The sequence below is a fragment of the Paenibacillus sp. LC231 genome (assembly GCF_001860525.1).
In the GTDB taxonomy this organism is placed as follows: domain Bacteria; phylum Bacillota; class Bacilli; order Paenibacillales; family Paenibacillaceae; genus Paenibacillus_AQ.
The window spans coordinates 338,310-354,730 of the sequence record NZ_JFOM01000026.1 but is presented as its reverse complement, the minus strand read 5'-3'; the positions used below and the strand labels follow the sequence as shown (position 1 = coordinate 354,730).

The window sequence follows — 16,421 nt, the reverse complement described above, 5'->3', positions numbered from 1 at the left end:
TTTGGCAGAGCAATGAAATGAATTGATTTTTATGCAGAAAGTTGTATAATCTACTTAATTAACGTTAATTAAAATGGAGAAAAGGGGATGAACATGACCAGAACGAAGCTGAAAGAAGCTGCGCTGAGGTTATTCGGACTAAAGGGCTACGACGGAACGGCATTATCGGAAATCGCGAAGGAGGTCGGCGTCAAAACACCGGCAATCTACGCCTTTTTTGAAAGCAAGGAAGATCTGTTCATGACGGTCTTCGAAGAATCGATGAGCGCCTATAACGAATATATCCAAGCGATGGCAGAAACCAGCAAAGGAATGAGTACGGAGAAAAAACTGCATGCACTGCTGCTTCGCCAATACGATTTCCACCGGGACAAGCGGGAGCTTGCCGCATTTGCCTTCCGGTACTTAATTTTCCCGCCGGATTTCTTGCTGGATCGGATGCAGGAGGCGTTTGGGCGTTTCGATACGCTTCTGAGCAGCATTATCGTCGAGATCATGCAGGAAGGTCTGGATCGCGGCGAATTGGCCATCGTCCCGATGGAGACGCTGGTGGATTCGTACCTCACCTTGATGGACGGGCTGGGCATGCAATATTACTACTATAAATCGCCGGAGCTGTTCGAACGGAAACTTAAACATGCCTTTGAGATGTTCTGGAGATCCGTCGAAGCTTAGGCAATCAACAAGATGGTACAGAAAGCAGAGGGTGGAACATGAGCAACGATACGAAAATAGAAGATTACGAACGGGAGCCCGTACCCCAGCATTTGCGGAAATCATGGCTCTCGATGGCATTTGTCTGGATTGCGATCGGCATTGACTTGTCCGCGATGTTTCTGGGTGCGCAGCTCGGCGCGGGCATGAGCATCGGCGACTCGCTTACGGCGGTCATCGTCGGTTCAGCCATATTGGGCATGATCGGGGCTGTCTGCGCCTATGTGGGAGCCAAAACGGGCCTGTCGACGGCCATGATCAGCCGGTTTCTGTTTGGGAACAAAGGGGCGTTAATCGTCTCGGTCATTCTCGGCATTTCATCGCTGGGCTGGTTCGGCGTTCAGGTCGGCTTCTTCGCTTCCAACTTCCAGACGGCGTTAAGCGAGCTATGGGGTTGGCATTGGTCGCTCTGGGTACTGTCGATCATTGGCGGACTTCTGATGATGTCCACGGCGATCTGGGGCTACAGGGCGATTGAAAAATTAAGCGTCTGGTCGGTACCGCTGCTCGTCGTATTTATCATTATCGCGCTGGTCATGGCGCTTAACGGGGAAGGCGGAAGCACCGTCTGGGCACAGTTCGAGGGTGAGGCTGTGCCAATGGGGACGGCGATTTCGCTGGTTATCGGTATCTTTATCCTTGGAACGGCGCTGTCCCCTGACATCGCGCGCTGGGCCAAAACGCCAAAACATGCCGTTACCGCAGCATTTATCGGTTTCTTTGTCGGCAACAGCTTCATGACCATTATTGCAATCTTTCTGTCGCGTACGATGGATTCCGACGATCTGACGGGCATTCTTCTGACGCTTGGACTCGGTATTCCGGCGATCATCGTGCTGACGCTGGCACAATGGACGACCAATACCAACAATTTGTATTCCGCGGGGCTGGGTTTCTCCGTCGTATTCAAACGGGTGCCTAAATCCGTGATCACAATTATTGCAGGATTCATTGCGACAGCACTTGCTTGCTTTGGTATTTATGACCGTTTCATGACGTTCCTGACGTATATTACGATGCTTGTCGCACCGCTGGGCGGCATTTATACGGCGGAGTATTTGTTGGTAAACAAAAATAGATTCTCGTTTGACGGGCTGGACAGCAATCGGAGCTGGATTCCCCGCTCCATCGTCGTATGGGTCATAGCCACGTTCTTCGGGTTCATGACAACGATGGCCCCGGATGGGCTCGGATGGTTCCATGTGACGCAGGTTCCGGCGCTGGACAGCTTCTTGATGGCATTTATCGTACAAGCAATCATAGGCAAATGGGTAGTAAAGAAGGGATGAAAGCATGAACAAGGCAACCAGATTAACCTCATTGGACGAACAAGCCATTGAATATATCGCGATAGGAGCTGCGGTGCTTGGCACGGGCGGCGGTGGAGATCCTCATGTCGGAAAATTAATGGCCATGGAGGCGATCCGCAAGTTTGGCCCGGTTCGAATCGCCCAGCTCGAAGAGCTGGACGATGAAGGCCTTATCGTGCCGGTATCGATGATCGGAGCACCGACGGTGATGCTGGAGAAAATCCCTTCGGCTGAACAGCTGACCAAACCGCTTGATCTGATGGAGAGAGAGCTCGGGCGCAAGGTGGATGCTGTCATGCCGATCGAGGTCGGCGGCGGCAACTCGCTCGTTCCGGTCATTGCGGCGGCGCAGCGCGGAATTCCGCTCGTCGATGCCGATGCGATGGGGCGTGCGTTTCCAGAATCGCAGATGGTGACGTTCCATCTGGAAGGCATCCCGTGCAGCCCGGTGGCGATGGCGGACGAGCGCGGCAACAGCGCGCTGATGCATACGATTGACGGCGTGTGGGAAGAACGGATGGCGCGTGCGCTGACGGTGGAGATGGGGGGATCTGCCTCCATCTGCGATTATCCGGTATCCGGCGCGCAGGCGAAGCAGAGCGCGATCGGCGGCACGCTGACGCTCGCCTATGAGATCGGGCGGACGCTGTTCGAAGCGAAGCAGCAGAAGCTGAATCCTGTGCGCGAATTGCTCGCGAAGCTGAATGGCCATGCCCTGTTCCATGGCAAGGCTGTGGATATCCGTCGCCGCATGGACGGCGGTTTTACGCGCGGCGAAGCGGTATTCGAAGGTACCGGTGAGAACAAGGGAAAAACGATGCGGCTGTTTTTCCAGAATGAGTTCCTGCTCGCCACCGTTGACGATCAACCGCTCGCCATTACGCCTGACTTGATTACGCTGTTGGATCAGGATACGGGTATGCCGGTGACGACGGAGAACTTGAAGTATGGTGCCCGGGTAACGGCAGCAGGTTTGCCGTGCGATGACAAATGGCGCACGCCAAAGGGCATCGAGACGGCCGGGCCGAGATACTTCGGTTATGACTTTGATTATGTGCCGATCGAGACGTTGGCTTCGAAAGGAGGTGCGGCGAAATGACCCAGGTTACAAAGGCTAACCCAAACCAGATTTACCGCATCGGCATTGATGTGGGGGGTACGAATACAGACGCTGCCCTGCTGAATTCCGACTTGCGCTGCGTGCACAAGGTGAAGGTCCACACGACTGCCGACGTGAACGAAGGCATTGTGGAGGCCGTTCGCCGGCTGCTGCAGGAAAGCGGCGTGAATGGCTCAGACATTCGCTATGCGATGCTCGGCACCACGCATTGCACCAATGCCATCGTGGAGCGCAAGCATCTCGGCCGGGTCGGCCTGATTCGTATCGGCGCTCCGGCAACAACAGCCGTTCCGCCGCTGGCCGGCTGGGACCAATCGCTGCGTGCTGCAGTTGGGCCGCATAGCTATATCGCCTCTGGCGGCTATGAGTATGACGGCCGCAAGATCGCCAATCTGGATGAAGAGGAGATCGCCGAACTGTGCCGCCGGATGAGCGGCGAAGTCGACGCGGTGGCGGTATGCGGCGTATTTGCTCCTGTGAACCGTGAGCAGGAGAAGCGGGTTGGAGAGATCGTGCGCGAAGTGTTGGGTTCGGACATGCCGGTTACCTACTCCAGCGAGATCGGCAGCATCGGATTGCTGGAGCGGGAGAATGCCTCCGTGCTGAATGCGGCGCTGCTGCAAGTCATTGCGGGCGTGGTGCGCGGCTTTGAGGAAGCGCTGAATGGCTTCGGCATTGATGCGCAGCTGTATATTTGCCAGAACGACGGGACGTTGATGAAGAGCGAATACGCGCTCCGCTACCCGATTCTGACGATTGCGTGCGGACCGACGAATTCGATTCGAGGCGCGGCGCATTTGTCCGGGCTGAGCGACGCGCTGGTCGTCGACATCGGCGGCACAACGACGGATATCGGCGTGCTCGTGCAAGGCTTCCCGCGCCAGTCGTCGGCAGCGGTGGATATCGGCGGCATTCGAACGAATTTCCGGATGCCGGACATTTTGTCCATTGGCCTCGGCGGCGGCACAATCGTCCGGCTGGACGACGCAGGCGGCGTGACGGTTGGCCCGGACAGCGTGGGCTACAAGCTGACGACACGGGCCCGCATCTTTGGCGGAGATACACTGACGACGACGGACGTAGCCGTAAAGCTGGGCCGTGCCGTATGGCCGGGCACCAACGCGGATGCCGTGGACGAAGCTGTATGCGGTAAGGTGGATGCCGTCATGCAGCAGATTCTGGAGGATGCCATAGATCGGATGAAAACGAGTGCCGACCCGGTCGATGTCATTCTGGTCGGCGGCGGCAGTTTGTTGGTACCGGAGACGCTGGCAGGGGCAAGCCGAATCATCCGGCCGGACAACTATGATGCGGCGAACGCAATCGGCGCAGCGCTGGGAGAGGTTAGCGGCGAGTCCGAGAGGATCTATTCGCTGGACGACTGGAGCTATGACGACGTCATCCGCGATGCGAAGGAAAGCGCCATGAACGAGGCAACGGCAGCTGGCGCGAATCCGGAGACCGTACAGATTGTGTCCGTCGAGGACATTCCGATTGCGTATTTGCCAGGCAATGCGCTGCTTGTGAAAGTGAAAGCTGCGGGTAAGCTGTAACACGCAAGGCATGCGCCTCGCTCGGCAGCATTAGCGCTGAGGAGTGTGTGCATAGCCTGTGAGCATTCGTATATCGGTGCTCGCGGCGAACGGCGCGGGACCAAAGTAACATGTAAAATGGCGGTACGGATCCAACTCCGTACCGCCATTTTTTTATTTCGCGGCCTATACTTTGCTGGCGATCTTATTTCAAGGAAATATCCTCGACTCGGGTATTCAAATATGCAACAATAGAGGATCAGGGCCGCAGGAGAATTGACCCAAGGCGCAGCAATGCAATCCTCAAGATCGCTTACCAATTTACGATCCAATAATTTATACTAGATAAGCCAGATTATATTTAAGGAGCTGCCGAATCGGATATGAACAAAAAAGAAGTCGCCAATATACGCAAGCAATTTAAGCTGGATCACGATTTAATGAATATTTACGATATTCTCAATGTCTATATTACAAAGGAAACGAATGAAATCTACCACTGGGAGCGCCTGCCGTTCGAGCTGGTGGATCGGGAGAAGCAAGAGTTATACATGGGGAATTTCAAAAAACTGCTGACCGGCGAACTGGATCAAAAATTGTTCGAATTGAGGTTTCAGGAAGCAGCGGAGGAACCTGCGCAGGTCATGCTTCACCAAGCTCTCGTGTCGGGTGATCCGGAAGAATGGCAGGACTTGATGCTGATGCTGGTGGATCGAATGCTGAAGGATACCCAATATGAGCGGGATATGGTAGTCACGTTCGTTCGGGGACAGTATTATTTGCCGACCAAGGCGAGAAACGATGAAGCGGAAGAGAGCGAGAAGAACGAGGTGTTCGCCCATCCATTCATTTTATGCAGCGTGAATTCTACGGAGAAACAACGGAAGACGCTTTTGTTCGATTATGTGGAGCGGGAGTTCAAGTACAATGTCATTGTAGATCCGATTATCAAGTTAAGCACGCCGGAGCAAGGATTCCTGTACCCTAGCGTGACGGACAATTATTCCGATGTGAATCGTATTTTGTATTGTACGGGAAAATCGAATTTTCCGGATCCGCATTTTGTCGAACAGGTCTTGAACGGGGAAAGATCCGTGACGGCACTAGAAGAGCGAGCGATCTTCGAGGATATCGTCAAGGAAGTGGCCGGCGAACAGCTCGATTCAGCCACCATAGCCCAGGTGTACGAGGAAATCAACCGGGTGATCGAAATTAACGAAGAGACGAAGGAGGAAGAACCTCCGAAGCTGGATTATAAAGATCTGGAGCGCGTACTGAACGCAAGCGGCGTAGAGGACGTGACAACCGAGAAGGTGGAGAGGGCATTCGAAACCATCGTGGACAACAAGAACTATGAGATGAAAGCAACCAGCGTCATGCCGAAGTATACCTCCAAATCCATTAAGATCGAAACCAAGGTAGCTACAATTTCGATTAGCCCGCAGGATTTAAGGTATGTCAAACAGGTGAATTTCCAAGGTAAACGCTGCATCATGATTGAAGTCGACGAAGATGTCGCGATTGAAGGGTTTACGCTGGCTTCAGAGACGCTTTTATAGACTCGTTCATCGTACAAGCTTCGGCGCGGTGTGGAAACCTGAGAATATATAGGTATACCATGAGTAAAAGAGGCTCGTGTTGCAATTTCGGATGGGAGGCATAAGAGTCATGTAGGAGTTGTTAACCTATATGGCTCTTTTTGTGTTAAGCATGCTGCGGGAGAAGCGGCGATAAAGACCATAATGCCTGAACCCGTATTTGTGGTTATTTAAAAGCATGTTTTGGCAAGGAAAAAGACCCTAGAGGCTATTAGGGTCTTGTAGGAACTTTGGCTTTAATCCATCGATACATTAAAACGTGTAGGATTCCCCGTCATTTGGGATCAAAACATTAGAGGAGATTCCTTTTTCGTTAGTAAAGATATTTAATTCTTCCCTTGATAATGTCCAATGATTAACTGCTTCCATATGGACAGATATAATTTTCGCCTCAGGGGCTGCTTTATATACTTGGTAGATATCCTCTTTCCCCATTACTAGAGATCCGCCTTGAAGGAATTGATTATCTCCTCCATTTACAACAATGATTTCCGGTTTGTGTGTTTCGATGGCTTCCCCAACAGCTTCATACCAAACCGTATCTCCAGCAATATACAATGTTTTCTCGCTTGGGTGCTTCAAGACAAGACCGCACACATGTCCGGCAAGTTGTAATATTTCTCCTCTGCCGTGTTCGCCTTTAGTTTTAACTAATCGAATATCTCCAAAGGCTGAATTTTCTTGCAGCACTTCTACATTTTGAAAACCGGCGTTTCTGACTTCTGCTGCGTCATCTTCGTTTTGTACAAACATTTGAATATCTTTTGGCAGCGCCTCTTTAGCCGTATCGTCCCAATGGTCTAAATGTAGATGAGTGACTATCACAGCATCTAAGTTGCTGATAATATGGTCAACCGAGGTTGGCAAGCCAACCAAAGGATTGTTTTGATCTTGGCGTAACGAATTAGGGAAAGGCGGATACGAATCTTTTTCTCCCAAAAAAGGGTCGATTAAAAACTTCTTCCCTGCATATTGGACAACAAGTGTCGCATTTCGAATGAGTTGTATTTTCATGGCAATAGACTCCTTTTTTGATTTGGATATAGTTTACTCAACGGCCAGGTAACCAATACGGGTTCCCTTTGTCAACTTTGGGATAAGGGTTGTTGTATAGTAAAATGATAAATGACATCTTGAATTTAATCGATGCTTTGATGAAACGCTTTTACATGAAATCATTTCACGGTGAAAGGATTATGGTATGCAACTTGATCAAACGGATTATCAGATCCTTCGGTTACTAACCGAAAATTCTAGGATTCAATGGAAAGACTTAGGGAAACAAATTCATATGACTGGACAAGCAGTAGGCAATCGTATCAAAAAACTTGAGGAGAGCGGTGTAATTACAGCCTATTCCCTAATCATCGATGACATGAAATTAGGGCTTGCTTATACAGCATTTGTTATCATTCATATGAAAACAGCCAATCACGATTCGTTTATTCGTTTTATAATGGATCAAAATGAGATAGTTGAAGCACATCGAATCTCGGGAGAAGGCTGTTACCATTTAACGATAAAAGTTTCATCCCAAGATCAGCTGAACCTTTTTCTTAATAAACTTCTCGATTATGGGAATTACAGCTTGAATCTGTCCATACAAAAAATCAAACAACGCAGTACGTTGACCGCCGCACCAAATGAATAGCAAAAGCTTCATTCGAGGATGCCGTCATCGAAGGCTTTACGCTTACTACAGAGAATAAAAGGATTGTGTTGCAATTTCAGATAGGAAGTATAAGAGTCATGTAGGTGTTGTTTACCTATATGACTCTTTTTGTGTTCATGATGCCAAAAGGGAGAAGCGGCGACAAAGATCCTTCTGAAGACCGATACGTAAATACATCGGCTGCAGGAAGAAATATCCATGAGGCTAGTTATGATGGATATAGAATGAAACTAGCGGTTAGTGAGAAACGGTAGTTTCTTTACAAGAGACCGGGAATGGCGGGCAGCCCAATTCCGGAAATTTTCTGTGTGGGGAGATGTACGAAGTGACAACGTTAATCGAATTCAAAAACGTAACCAAGGCCTATCCAATCGGCGAAGTAACGATTCAAGCCCTTGCGGGGGTTGATTTTTCGATCCGGGAGGGGGAATTCGTCGTGATTCTAGGGGCCAGTGGGGCGGGGAAAAGCACGATTTTGAACATTCTTGGCGGGATGGATACGGCTACCTCGGGGCAAGTGATTGTTGGAGATCAAGAGATTACCGGATGGAGCGAGAAGAGATTAACCGAATACCGCGGCGAGCAGGTTGGCTTCGTATTTCAATTCTATAACCTGATTCCGAATTTGAATGCGCTAGAGAACGTGGAATTTGCGACAGAGGTATGTAAGAACCATCTGGACGCCCGTGATATTTTACATAAGGTTGGACTAACGGATCGTTTGAAGAACTTCCCTTCCCAGCTCTCTGGCGGCGAACAGCAAAGAGTTGCGATCGCAAGAGCGGTTGCCAAGAACCCCGCGCTTCTCCTCTGTGACGAACCCACCGGTGCTTTGGATTATGTGACAGGGAAATCGGTCTTAAAGCTTCTTCAAGATTTGAACCAGGAAACGAAGACATGCGTCGTGCTGGTCACCCATAATTCGGCCATCGCGCCGATGGCGGATAAAGTGATCCGCGTCAAGAGCGGGAAGATCGAGAGCATCACGATCAATGATCACAAACAAAGCGTTGAAGGGATCGAGTGGTGATGAAGATTTTAGCGTTGAAATTATTAAGGGACATGAAACAGTCGGTAGGACAATTCATAGCCATAGTTTTGGTAATCGCGGTGGGAGCCTTTTTCTACACGGGACTGGTCACATTGAGCGACAATCTTAGCGGCTATACGAAGGGGTATTTTCAAGAACATAATCTAAGCGACTTGAACTTCTATTACAGTCAAATTTCCGCAGAGGATGTGGCCGATTTAGGAGGCATTGAAGGCATTCAACATATCGAAGGGCGTTATACCGTCCAGGCCGAACAGGCTTTTGAAGATGATAAAGCTGTTTTAACGGTCCACTCGATCCCCGTACCGAATGCAATCAACACATCCAGGATGATGGAGGGCTGGATGCCAGCAGGGCCGAATGAGATCCTATTGGACTCCCACTATGCCGAGGCGCATCATTATAGTGTCGGTGATTTCATCAGCCTCCGTGTGAATGACAAGGACATGACGTTCACGATTAGCGGCCTGAATGAGAATGTGGAGCATGCCAAGAAGAACGAAACCCAGGACCATCAAGCTTATGGAATCGCTTATATCCCCGAAGAGACCATTACTGAAATTGCAGGCGGTATGTTCTACAATGAGATCCTGATTGATGCCAAGGACGGTTACGATATTGACCAGTTAGGCCAGGCCATTGAAGCACATTCCCAGTCCCTCCCTTATATAAGCCAGGTCAGTAAAGAACGAACCTTCAACTATTCCCAGACCCAGCAAACGATTTATAATAATAAGCTGATGAGCAGGGTGATCCCAATCGTTCTCTTTTTGATCGAAGCGGTGATTCTGTTTCTGATCATGTCGAGGATTATAGATTCACAGCGCAATCAAGTGGGCATTATGAAGGCATTAGGGGTGAAAAAAAGAAGCATCATGCTCCATTACATGGGCTACCCCGTGCTGGCAGGCGTCATCGGCTCCATATTGGGCTATGCCATCGCCGCCGCCCTGTTCATTCCACTCATTACAACGTCAATTGGAAGATCCTACTCCCTGCCCGACCTGACGTTCACCCTTTCGTTTTTTACACTCCTACCTCCGATGATCTGCTCTAGTGTTTTTGGCATGCTGTCCTGCTATTTCAGCGGCAGAGCGATTTTGCAAGAACGTGCTGCCCAGGCGATGCGTCCGAAACCGCCGAAGAAGATGAAGAAGCTGCTCATCGAGAAAGTTCCGGGGATGTGGAGTCGGCTGTCCTATAGCTACAAGATCATTCTACGAAATATATTCCTAAATAAACAAAAAGCATTCGCAAGCTCCGTTGGCGTTGTGGTCAGTACGGTTTTGTTGATCACGGCTTTCGGCACGCAGACGGCCCTGCTCAAGGTAGCTGGCCAGATTGAAGAGGTAAATACGTACGATTTACGAATCGATTATGGGATGGGATCGTTCCCGGATAGGGCAACAACACTGCCCTCCGGCATTGCAGACCATTATGGGTTGTCCACTTACCCTGTGGAATTCATCCAAGGGGAAAACAAAGAAAACGCTACGCTGGTGGTTACGGAGCAGGATAATGAGCTGATTCGCTTTTATGATGAACAAGGCAACCGGCTATCGTTAGAAGATCATGGTGTGCTGGTACCGAAATCTTACGCGGATCAGTATCAAATTGCTGAAGGGGATACAATCCAGCTTCAATTCACGGCACCGGAGCTTAACCAAACCATCGTCGATATGAAGGTTCTGGACATCTCCACACAATACTCGAATCCGTCGTTCTACAGCACACCGAATTATATGAAGAGTGTGGGTATCGACTACGATCCGACCTCGCTGTTAGTGAGCGTGCATAGCGCTGCCGATCTGGCGGGCGTTCGCAGCTTCTTTGAACAAGACCTGCAGGTGGAGGCCATTGCCGACAAGGACGACCTCAAGAAATCAGCGCAGTATATGCTGAAGCAAAACAGCTTTATTTTCATCATGTTTATCATCTGCGCCGTCATTCTGTCCTTTGGCGCCATCTACACGATCTCTTCCATCAACATTTACGAAAGGAATCGTGAGCTTGCCACCCTGAAGGTATTAGGCTATCCCAAACGTAAAATCAACCGGCTGATCTTCTCTGAGAACATGCTGTTAACCGCTTTTGCAGTCATTGTCGCCTTGCCGATCAGCGGCTATGTCTATTCCATCATCATCCAGGCGCTTTCGAGTACGCATCAGCAAATTCCGGACCAATTAAACCTTGTGATTATGCTGGCATCGGTTGTGCTGGCATTCATCCTGACCCTCCTCTCCAACCTCATGCTTCGGAAAAAAGTGACCCGGATTCATATGATTGAGTCGTTGAAGGGTGTGGAGTGAAATGGATGCCCGCAAATAGTACAGAGTACCGGTATGAAGGAGTATCTGCTAGCGATGCAGATGCTGTGGGGCAGTTCGAGGAGTACCATGCTGAGAACATGCAGCATATCATGAGATGATCGCTAACCTGCTGTTTGAAGTGCCGCAGGGGCGGGGGATCGATCCGCGATGATGACAAGTTCAAAGGCTGCCCATTTCGGGCAGCCTTTTTGCTGTTTTTTTTCGGTAATCCAAGTGTACGGCCAGCAGCACCTTGATCTATAATAGGTGACGTGGCATTCAATGGCAAAATTCAATCGCGAATGGAATAGGAGAACAGGATGATGAAACAAAAAATAGCCGTCATTGGCTTAGGGCACATGGGTCGGCATATGATTCACCGCTTACTGCCCCAATATACGGAAAAGATCGAATTGGTCGCCATTTGCGACAGTGATGAATCCAGTCTGCACCGGGAAGTCGCAGAAGCCGGGATTCATCCAAGGCTGTACACCGATTATCGCCAGCTGCTGGACGAGGTGACACTTGACCTGGTGTATATCGCGGTACCACCGTCCCTGCACTATGACGTGGCCCGCATCGCATTTGAGAAAGGCGTCCACGTATTCTGCGAGAAGCCGCTGGCCAATAGCTTGACCGAAGCTCGGAGTCTGGTGGAGCTGGCCGAGAGGGTCGATGTGCTCCATGTGGTTCATTTCTCGCTTCCGCTCGACCCGGCTGTTCTAAAGCTGCGGGGATTGCTAGAGGAGCAAGCGATCGGCGGGATCCAAAGCATGGAGCTGTACCTGGAGTTTCCACAGTGGCCGAGGGCTTGGCAGCAGAATCCATGGATCACGTCAAGGCAGCAGGGCGGATACCTGCTGGAGGTTGGTATTCACTGGATCCAGATGATCCAGCAGGTGTTCGGGCCGATTACGCATGTGAAGAGCGAGATCGAGTTTCCGCCGGATTCGAATCAGTCCGAAAGCCGAGTCCAGGCCGTGCTCCGATTACATAATGATATCGAGATTCGTCTGTCGGGAACCGACCAACGGGAAGGGGAGGAGCGTGTCTCCCTGGTGGTCCACGGTGAGGAAGGCACCTTGGCATTGGAGAACTGGTGCAACTTATACCTAAGCGGCAAGGATACCGATCTGCAGCCTGTACCTGTGGATGATGTCGTCAGCCCGCTGCCGATCCTGAAACAAATCATTCAGATTCTAAATGGAGAGCCCGGCCAGATCTATGATTTCCATGACGGGTATAACGCACAGGTTGTTTTGGAAGCTCTGCGTAAGCCGGGTGAGGGCTTTACGGATGTAAGGCCTCAGTTGATGGGACAAGGCATCAAGCTGAGGTGATCCATGGTGTTCGTGAGTGGGCCCTACCCTAGGGTGTGATGGAATGAAAAGATGGTATGGGTAATTATTTAACCTCTTATCCTGGAACAAGTAAATAATATTGAAATTTTTAATTAATTGATGACGCAAAAAACGATAAACCGCTGTCTCTCCGGGAGACGGCGTTTCTTTTTATAATTATATTTGGAAGCGCTTTCCGACATGTTTGTATTTCCGACGTTAAGCTTCCTTCCACTTGAAAAAGATATTACTTAGGGGGAATAGGGTATGGGTAAACTTAGAAATGTGCTTTTTCTTGCCGTTCTTTTATCTCTTGTCATTTCATTGGCGGCGTGCGGCTCGGATCAGGCTGCAAGCAAGGACAACACGGTTACTTTGTATATTACAAGGCATGGAAAAACAATGCTGAACACAAGCGACCGCGTGCAAGGCTGGGCCGATTCGCCGCTGACGGAGCCCGGTGTCACGGTTGCCAGACAGCTCGGAAGAGGATTGAAGGGGATTCCATTCGCTGCCGCATATAGTAGTGACAGCGGTCGGGCGATCGAAACGGCGAACCTCGTCCTTGAAGAGAGCGGACAAACAGATGTGAAGCTTACGACCGACAAGAATCTGCGGGAATGGAATTTCGGCAAGTACGAAGGGGACCTGAACGCGAATATGTGGAACGTGATTTTGCAGGGTTTAGGGATTACCGATATGAAACAGCTGGATATGAAGTCTGATATGGGGAAAATTGCTGACACGATTGCCGCCTCGGACGAGACCGGACAGGCTGAGGATTGGGAAGCGATCTCCACTCGCTTGAGAACGGCTTTGGATGAAATCAGCGAAGAAACAACCGAAAACGGCGGCGGCAACGTGCTTGTCGTTTCTCATGGCTTATCGATTAGCGCTCTCCTTCAAACGATTGACCCTAGCCAAGTTCCCCCCGCGGGTCTGGAAAATGCGAGTGTAACGAAGATTATTTACAAGGACGGAACGTACAAGATCGAATCCGTAGGTGATATGAGTTACGCCGAAAAAGGCGAAAAAGCAGAATAAAACGATAAATTACAATACAACAAGATGCCCTAGTCGTGGTCTTTAGACTTCGATCAGGGTAATTTTGTTTTGATTGGAGATTTGGGATCTTGCCGCCATTCTGTACCATGCGCTCAAATATTGAAGCATACTATTTTGTATAATGGACGATAGTACAAAAAAGATACGCAATCTTTGTCTGGGGGGACATCTTTGAAAACGTCCATCTTTGAATTGGTGGAGACAGCGGACGATCTGCCGTTTGATGTATCGCTGCACCGGGTAAATTACGTGCCGAGCCATTGGCATAACAGCGTGGAGATCATATTCGTGCTGTCCGGCAATCTGGAAGTCACCGTCGGAACGGAGCAGCACAAGATAACCGAAGGCGATGTATTTGTGATCAATTCAAGCCATGTCCATGAGGTCATTGGGCTGGATATGAACATTATCGCCACGTTCCTGATTCCAATGGTGTTTTTGAAGGAAAACATTAAAGGCATTGAGGACATCCGCTTTGAGTGCAATTCTTCCACGGTCCGGCCGGAACAGAAAAGCGGGTTGAACCGAATCCGCCAGATGCTGGCAGAGATGGTCGAGTTGAAGCAGAAAAAAGGAGAGGCTTACGAACTGGATATGGGCATCCGCATGCTGGCGGTATTTTCCATGCTCATTAAACAGTTCAAATCCTCCGAAACCGGCGGCGCGATGAACGAGAAATATATGGAGCGCATGCTCCGTATTATCAATTATATCGACGAGCATTATAATGAGCCGATCACCCTGCAATCGATCGCCAAACAAGAATTTTTGTCCGTACCTTATCTGTCCAAATTTTTCAGCGAAAATATCGGGCTTAATTTCCAATCCTATCTGACAAGCATCCGGTTGAAGAACGCGGTGGAGGAGCTGCTTCATTATGAAGACCTCCCGATCGCGGATCTGGCGTTAAGCCACGGATTTCCCAATGCCAAATCATTTTACACGGCGTTCAAAAACAAATACCGTCAGACCCCTCATGAATACCGCAAACAGTATCGGCCTGACCGGGAGACGGAAGCCAAAAAGCAAGACATCTCTTCGAATTATCTTCAGTTTAATCAATCCAGCGCACTGGGGATCATCCGTCGGTATTTGCGGCGGACCGAATCGTTGGAGGTTGAAACGATTCAGGCAATCGAAACGAAGACCTATGAGGTGAACGCGGCCGCTCCGGGAAGAAAACTGAAGCATACATGGAAAAATCTCATCACGATTGGGAAAGCGCAGGAAGGGCTGCATGCCGACGTACAACAACAGCTGATCTATGTCCAGCAAAATTGTCCGTTTCGGTATTTACGCTTTCACGGGATCTTTGACGACGGGATGATGGTATATGATGAAGACGAGGAAGGGCGGCCGCGCTACAATTTCAGGCAGGTGGACCAGCTGTTCGATTTTATGCTGTCGATTGGCTTGAAGCCGTTCGTGGAGCTGGGATTTATGCCCTCCGCGCTGGCATCCGATCCCGGGAAGACGGTGTTCTACAGAGCCAGCTTTACGAGCCCGCCGAAGTCGCTGGATAAATGGTGCGGACTTATCGACAGCTTCCTTCGCCACTGCATGAACCGTTACGGTGCGGCGGAGGTCGAGAGCTGGAGATTCGAGTTCTGGAACGAACCGGAATTAAACGTATTTTGGCCCGGATCCGAACAGGAATATCATGAGCTGTACCTGGCCACCTACAGAACCTTCAAACGGCTATCCGAAGGACTGAAGATCGGCGCGCCCGGCCGGATCATCACCGTGACTTCGCCGGACACGGCGACGAATTTTTTCGCGTTTTGCCGGAAGAACGATTGTCTTCCCGATTTCATTCCGCTGCATTTTTATCCGCATGAAGAAATCGAAAAACGAATACAACAGGAAGAAGCGGAACTCAAGCTGGATGAAGATCTGTACCGGAAGCTGCTGGAGAAATTCGGAGGGATTTCGCCGAATCCCGATTTTCTTAGGGAAAGACTTGCGATCGAGCTGCAGCTGTTAACCGATCAGGGGTTATCCGGCCGTAAGGTTTATATGACGGAGTGGAACTCGACCGCCTATCACCGAGAATTGACGAACGATACCTTATACAAGGCCGCTTATATCGCCAAAAACATCCTCGATAATCTGGATGCCATCGACGGATTTGGTTACTGGGTGCTGAGCGACAACATCGAGGAGACGTTCCCGTCACCGCGTTTGTTTCACGGAGGGCTTGGGCTCATCGCCCAATATGGGATCCCGAAGCCCGCCATGCATGCGTACCGGCTGTTGGGCAAGCTGGGGGAGACGCTGATTGCAAGCGGGGACGGATATATCGTGGCCGCCCGCGGAGATACCATTCAAATCATGACGTATAATTACTGTCATTATGATGATCTTTACGCTCTCGGCGACACTTCGTTTATTGATGAAACGCACAGGTATAACGGATTCAAGGAAGAGAAAATCTTAAAAATCGACATCGCGCTTAGCGGGTTACCTCAGGGCGCGTACCGCATGGTTACCCAAACGATCACCCGCAAGCACGGCAGCAGCTATGACAAATGGGTGGAAATGGGGGCACCGGAATCATTGACGGCTGAGGATATCGCTTATCTGAAGGAGAGCTCCCCGTTAAGACAGGTCCAAGTCTTGAATGTGGAGAACGGGACGGTGATTGGCTCCACCTTGAAACCGCATGAGGTGCAGCTGATTGAATTAACGCCTATGGTATGAGCGGTATTGT

The 16,421-nt window shown here is 50.1% G+C and carries 12 protein-coding genes; 11 read left to right on the top strand and 1 reads right to left on the bottom strand.

The features are described from left to right. The first annotated feature begins 87 nt into the window (after positions 1-87). The 5 genes from AK95_RS18775 to AK95_RS18755 all read left to right on the top strand — a co-directional run bounded on the left by AK95_RS18775 (position 88) and on the right by AK95_RS18755 (position 6,235). Entirely contained in the window at positions 88-675 is a 588-nt protein-coding gene (locus AK95_RS18775; protein WP_275528125.1) for a TetR/AcrR family transcriptional regulator, read from the top strand. Between the two features lie 38 nt (positions 676-713). Beyond that, the gene (locus AK95_RS18770) at positions 714-2,003 is read left to right on the top strand and encodes a cytosine permease (RefSeq protein WP_071221417.1); all 1,290 of its coding nucleotides are present in this window, start codon (positions 714-716) and stop codon (positions 2,001-2,003) included. A gap of 4 nt (positions 2,004-2,007) precedes the next feature. Further along, a complete protein-coding gene (locus AK95_RS18765) occupies positions 2,008-3,123 on the top strand; it encodes a DUF917 domain-containing protein (protein ID WP_071221416.1) in 1,116 nt (371 codons plus the stop codon). After that, entirely contained in the window at positions 3,120-4,697 is a 1,578-nt protein-coding gene (locus AK95_RS18760) for a hydantoinase/oxoprolinase N-terminal domain-containing protein (protein ID WP_071221415.1), read from the top strand. Before AK95_RS18765 ends, AK95_RS18760 begins: the two co-directional genes overlap by 4 nt. Positions 4,698-5,059: 362 nt before the next feature. Next, positions 5,060-6,235: a DUF4317 domain-containing protein gene (locus AK95_RS18755; RefSeq protein ID WP_071221414.1), complete on the top strand. Its 1,176-nt coding sequence runs from the start codon at positions 5,060-5,062 to the stop codon at positions 6,233-6,235. Positions 6,236-6,526: 291 nt separating this feature from the next. Here the strand turns inward: AK95_RS18755 and AK95_RS18750 are convergent, their stop codons facing one another. Then, positions 6,527-7,288 (bottom strand): MBL fold metallo-hydrolase, encoded by a 762-nt coding sequence (locus AK95_RS18750; RefSeq protein ID WP_071221413.1) that lies wholly within the window; start codon positions 7,286-7,288, stop codon positions 6,527-6,529. Between the two features lie 187 nt (positions 7,289-7,475). Between AK95_RS18750 and AK95_RS18745 the strand changes: the two genes are divergently transcribed. The 6 genes from AK95_RS18745 to AK95_RS18720 all read left to right on the top strand — a co-directional run bounded on the left by AK95_RS18745 (position 7,476) and on the right by AK95_RS18720 (position 16,411). Further along, positions 7,476-7,925, top strand: coding sequence for an Lrp/AsnC family transcriptional regulator (locus AK95_RS18745; protein WP_071221412.1), 450 nt, complete (start codon positions 7,476-7,478; stop codon positions 7,923-7,925). Positions 7,926-8,271: 346 nt separating this feature from the next. Then, positions 8,272-8,976 (top strand): ABC transporter ATP-binding protein, encoded by a 705-nt coding sequence (locus AK95_RS18740; protein ID WP_162487602.1) that lies wholly within the window; start codon positions 8,272-8,274, stop codon positions 8,974-8,976. Further along, a complete protein-coding gene (locus AK95_RS18735; RefSeq protein WP_071221410.1) occupies positions 8,976-11,306 on the top strand; it encodes an ABC transporter permease in 2,331 nt (776 codons plus the stop codon). The genes AK95_RS18740 and AK95_RS18735 overlap by 1 nt, the downstream gene beginning before the upstream one ends. A 320-nt stretch (positions 11,307-11,626) precedes the next feature. Further along, on the top strand, positions 11,627-12,646 hold the full coding sequence (locus AK95_RS18730) for a Gfo/Idh/MocA family protein (RefSeq protein WP_071221409.1): 1,020 nt from the start codon (positions 11,627-11,629) through the stop codon (positions 12,644-12,646). Positions 12,647-12,913: 267 nt separating this feature from the next. Continuing rightward, complete coding sequence (locus tag AK95_RS18725; protein WP_235613150.1) at positions 12,914-13,690, top strand: histidine phosphatase family protein; 777 nt, start codon at positions 12,914-12,916, stop codon at positions 13,688-13,690. Positions 13,691-13,882: 192 nt separating this feature from the next. Further along, a complete protein-coding gene (locus AK95_RS18720; protein ID WP_071221408.1) occupies positions 13,883-16,411 on the top strand; it encodes a GH39 family glycosyl hydrolase in 2,529 nt (842 codons plus the stop codon). Positions 16,412-16,421: the final 10 nt, after the last annotated feature.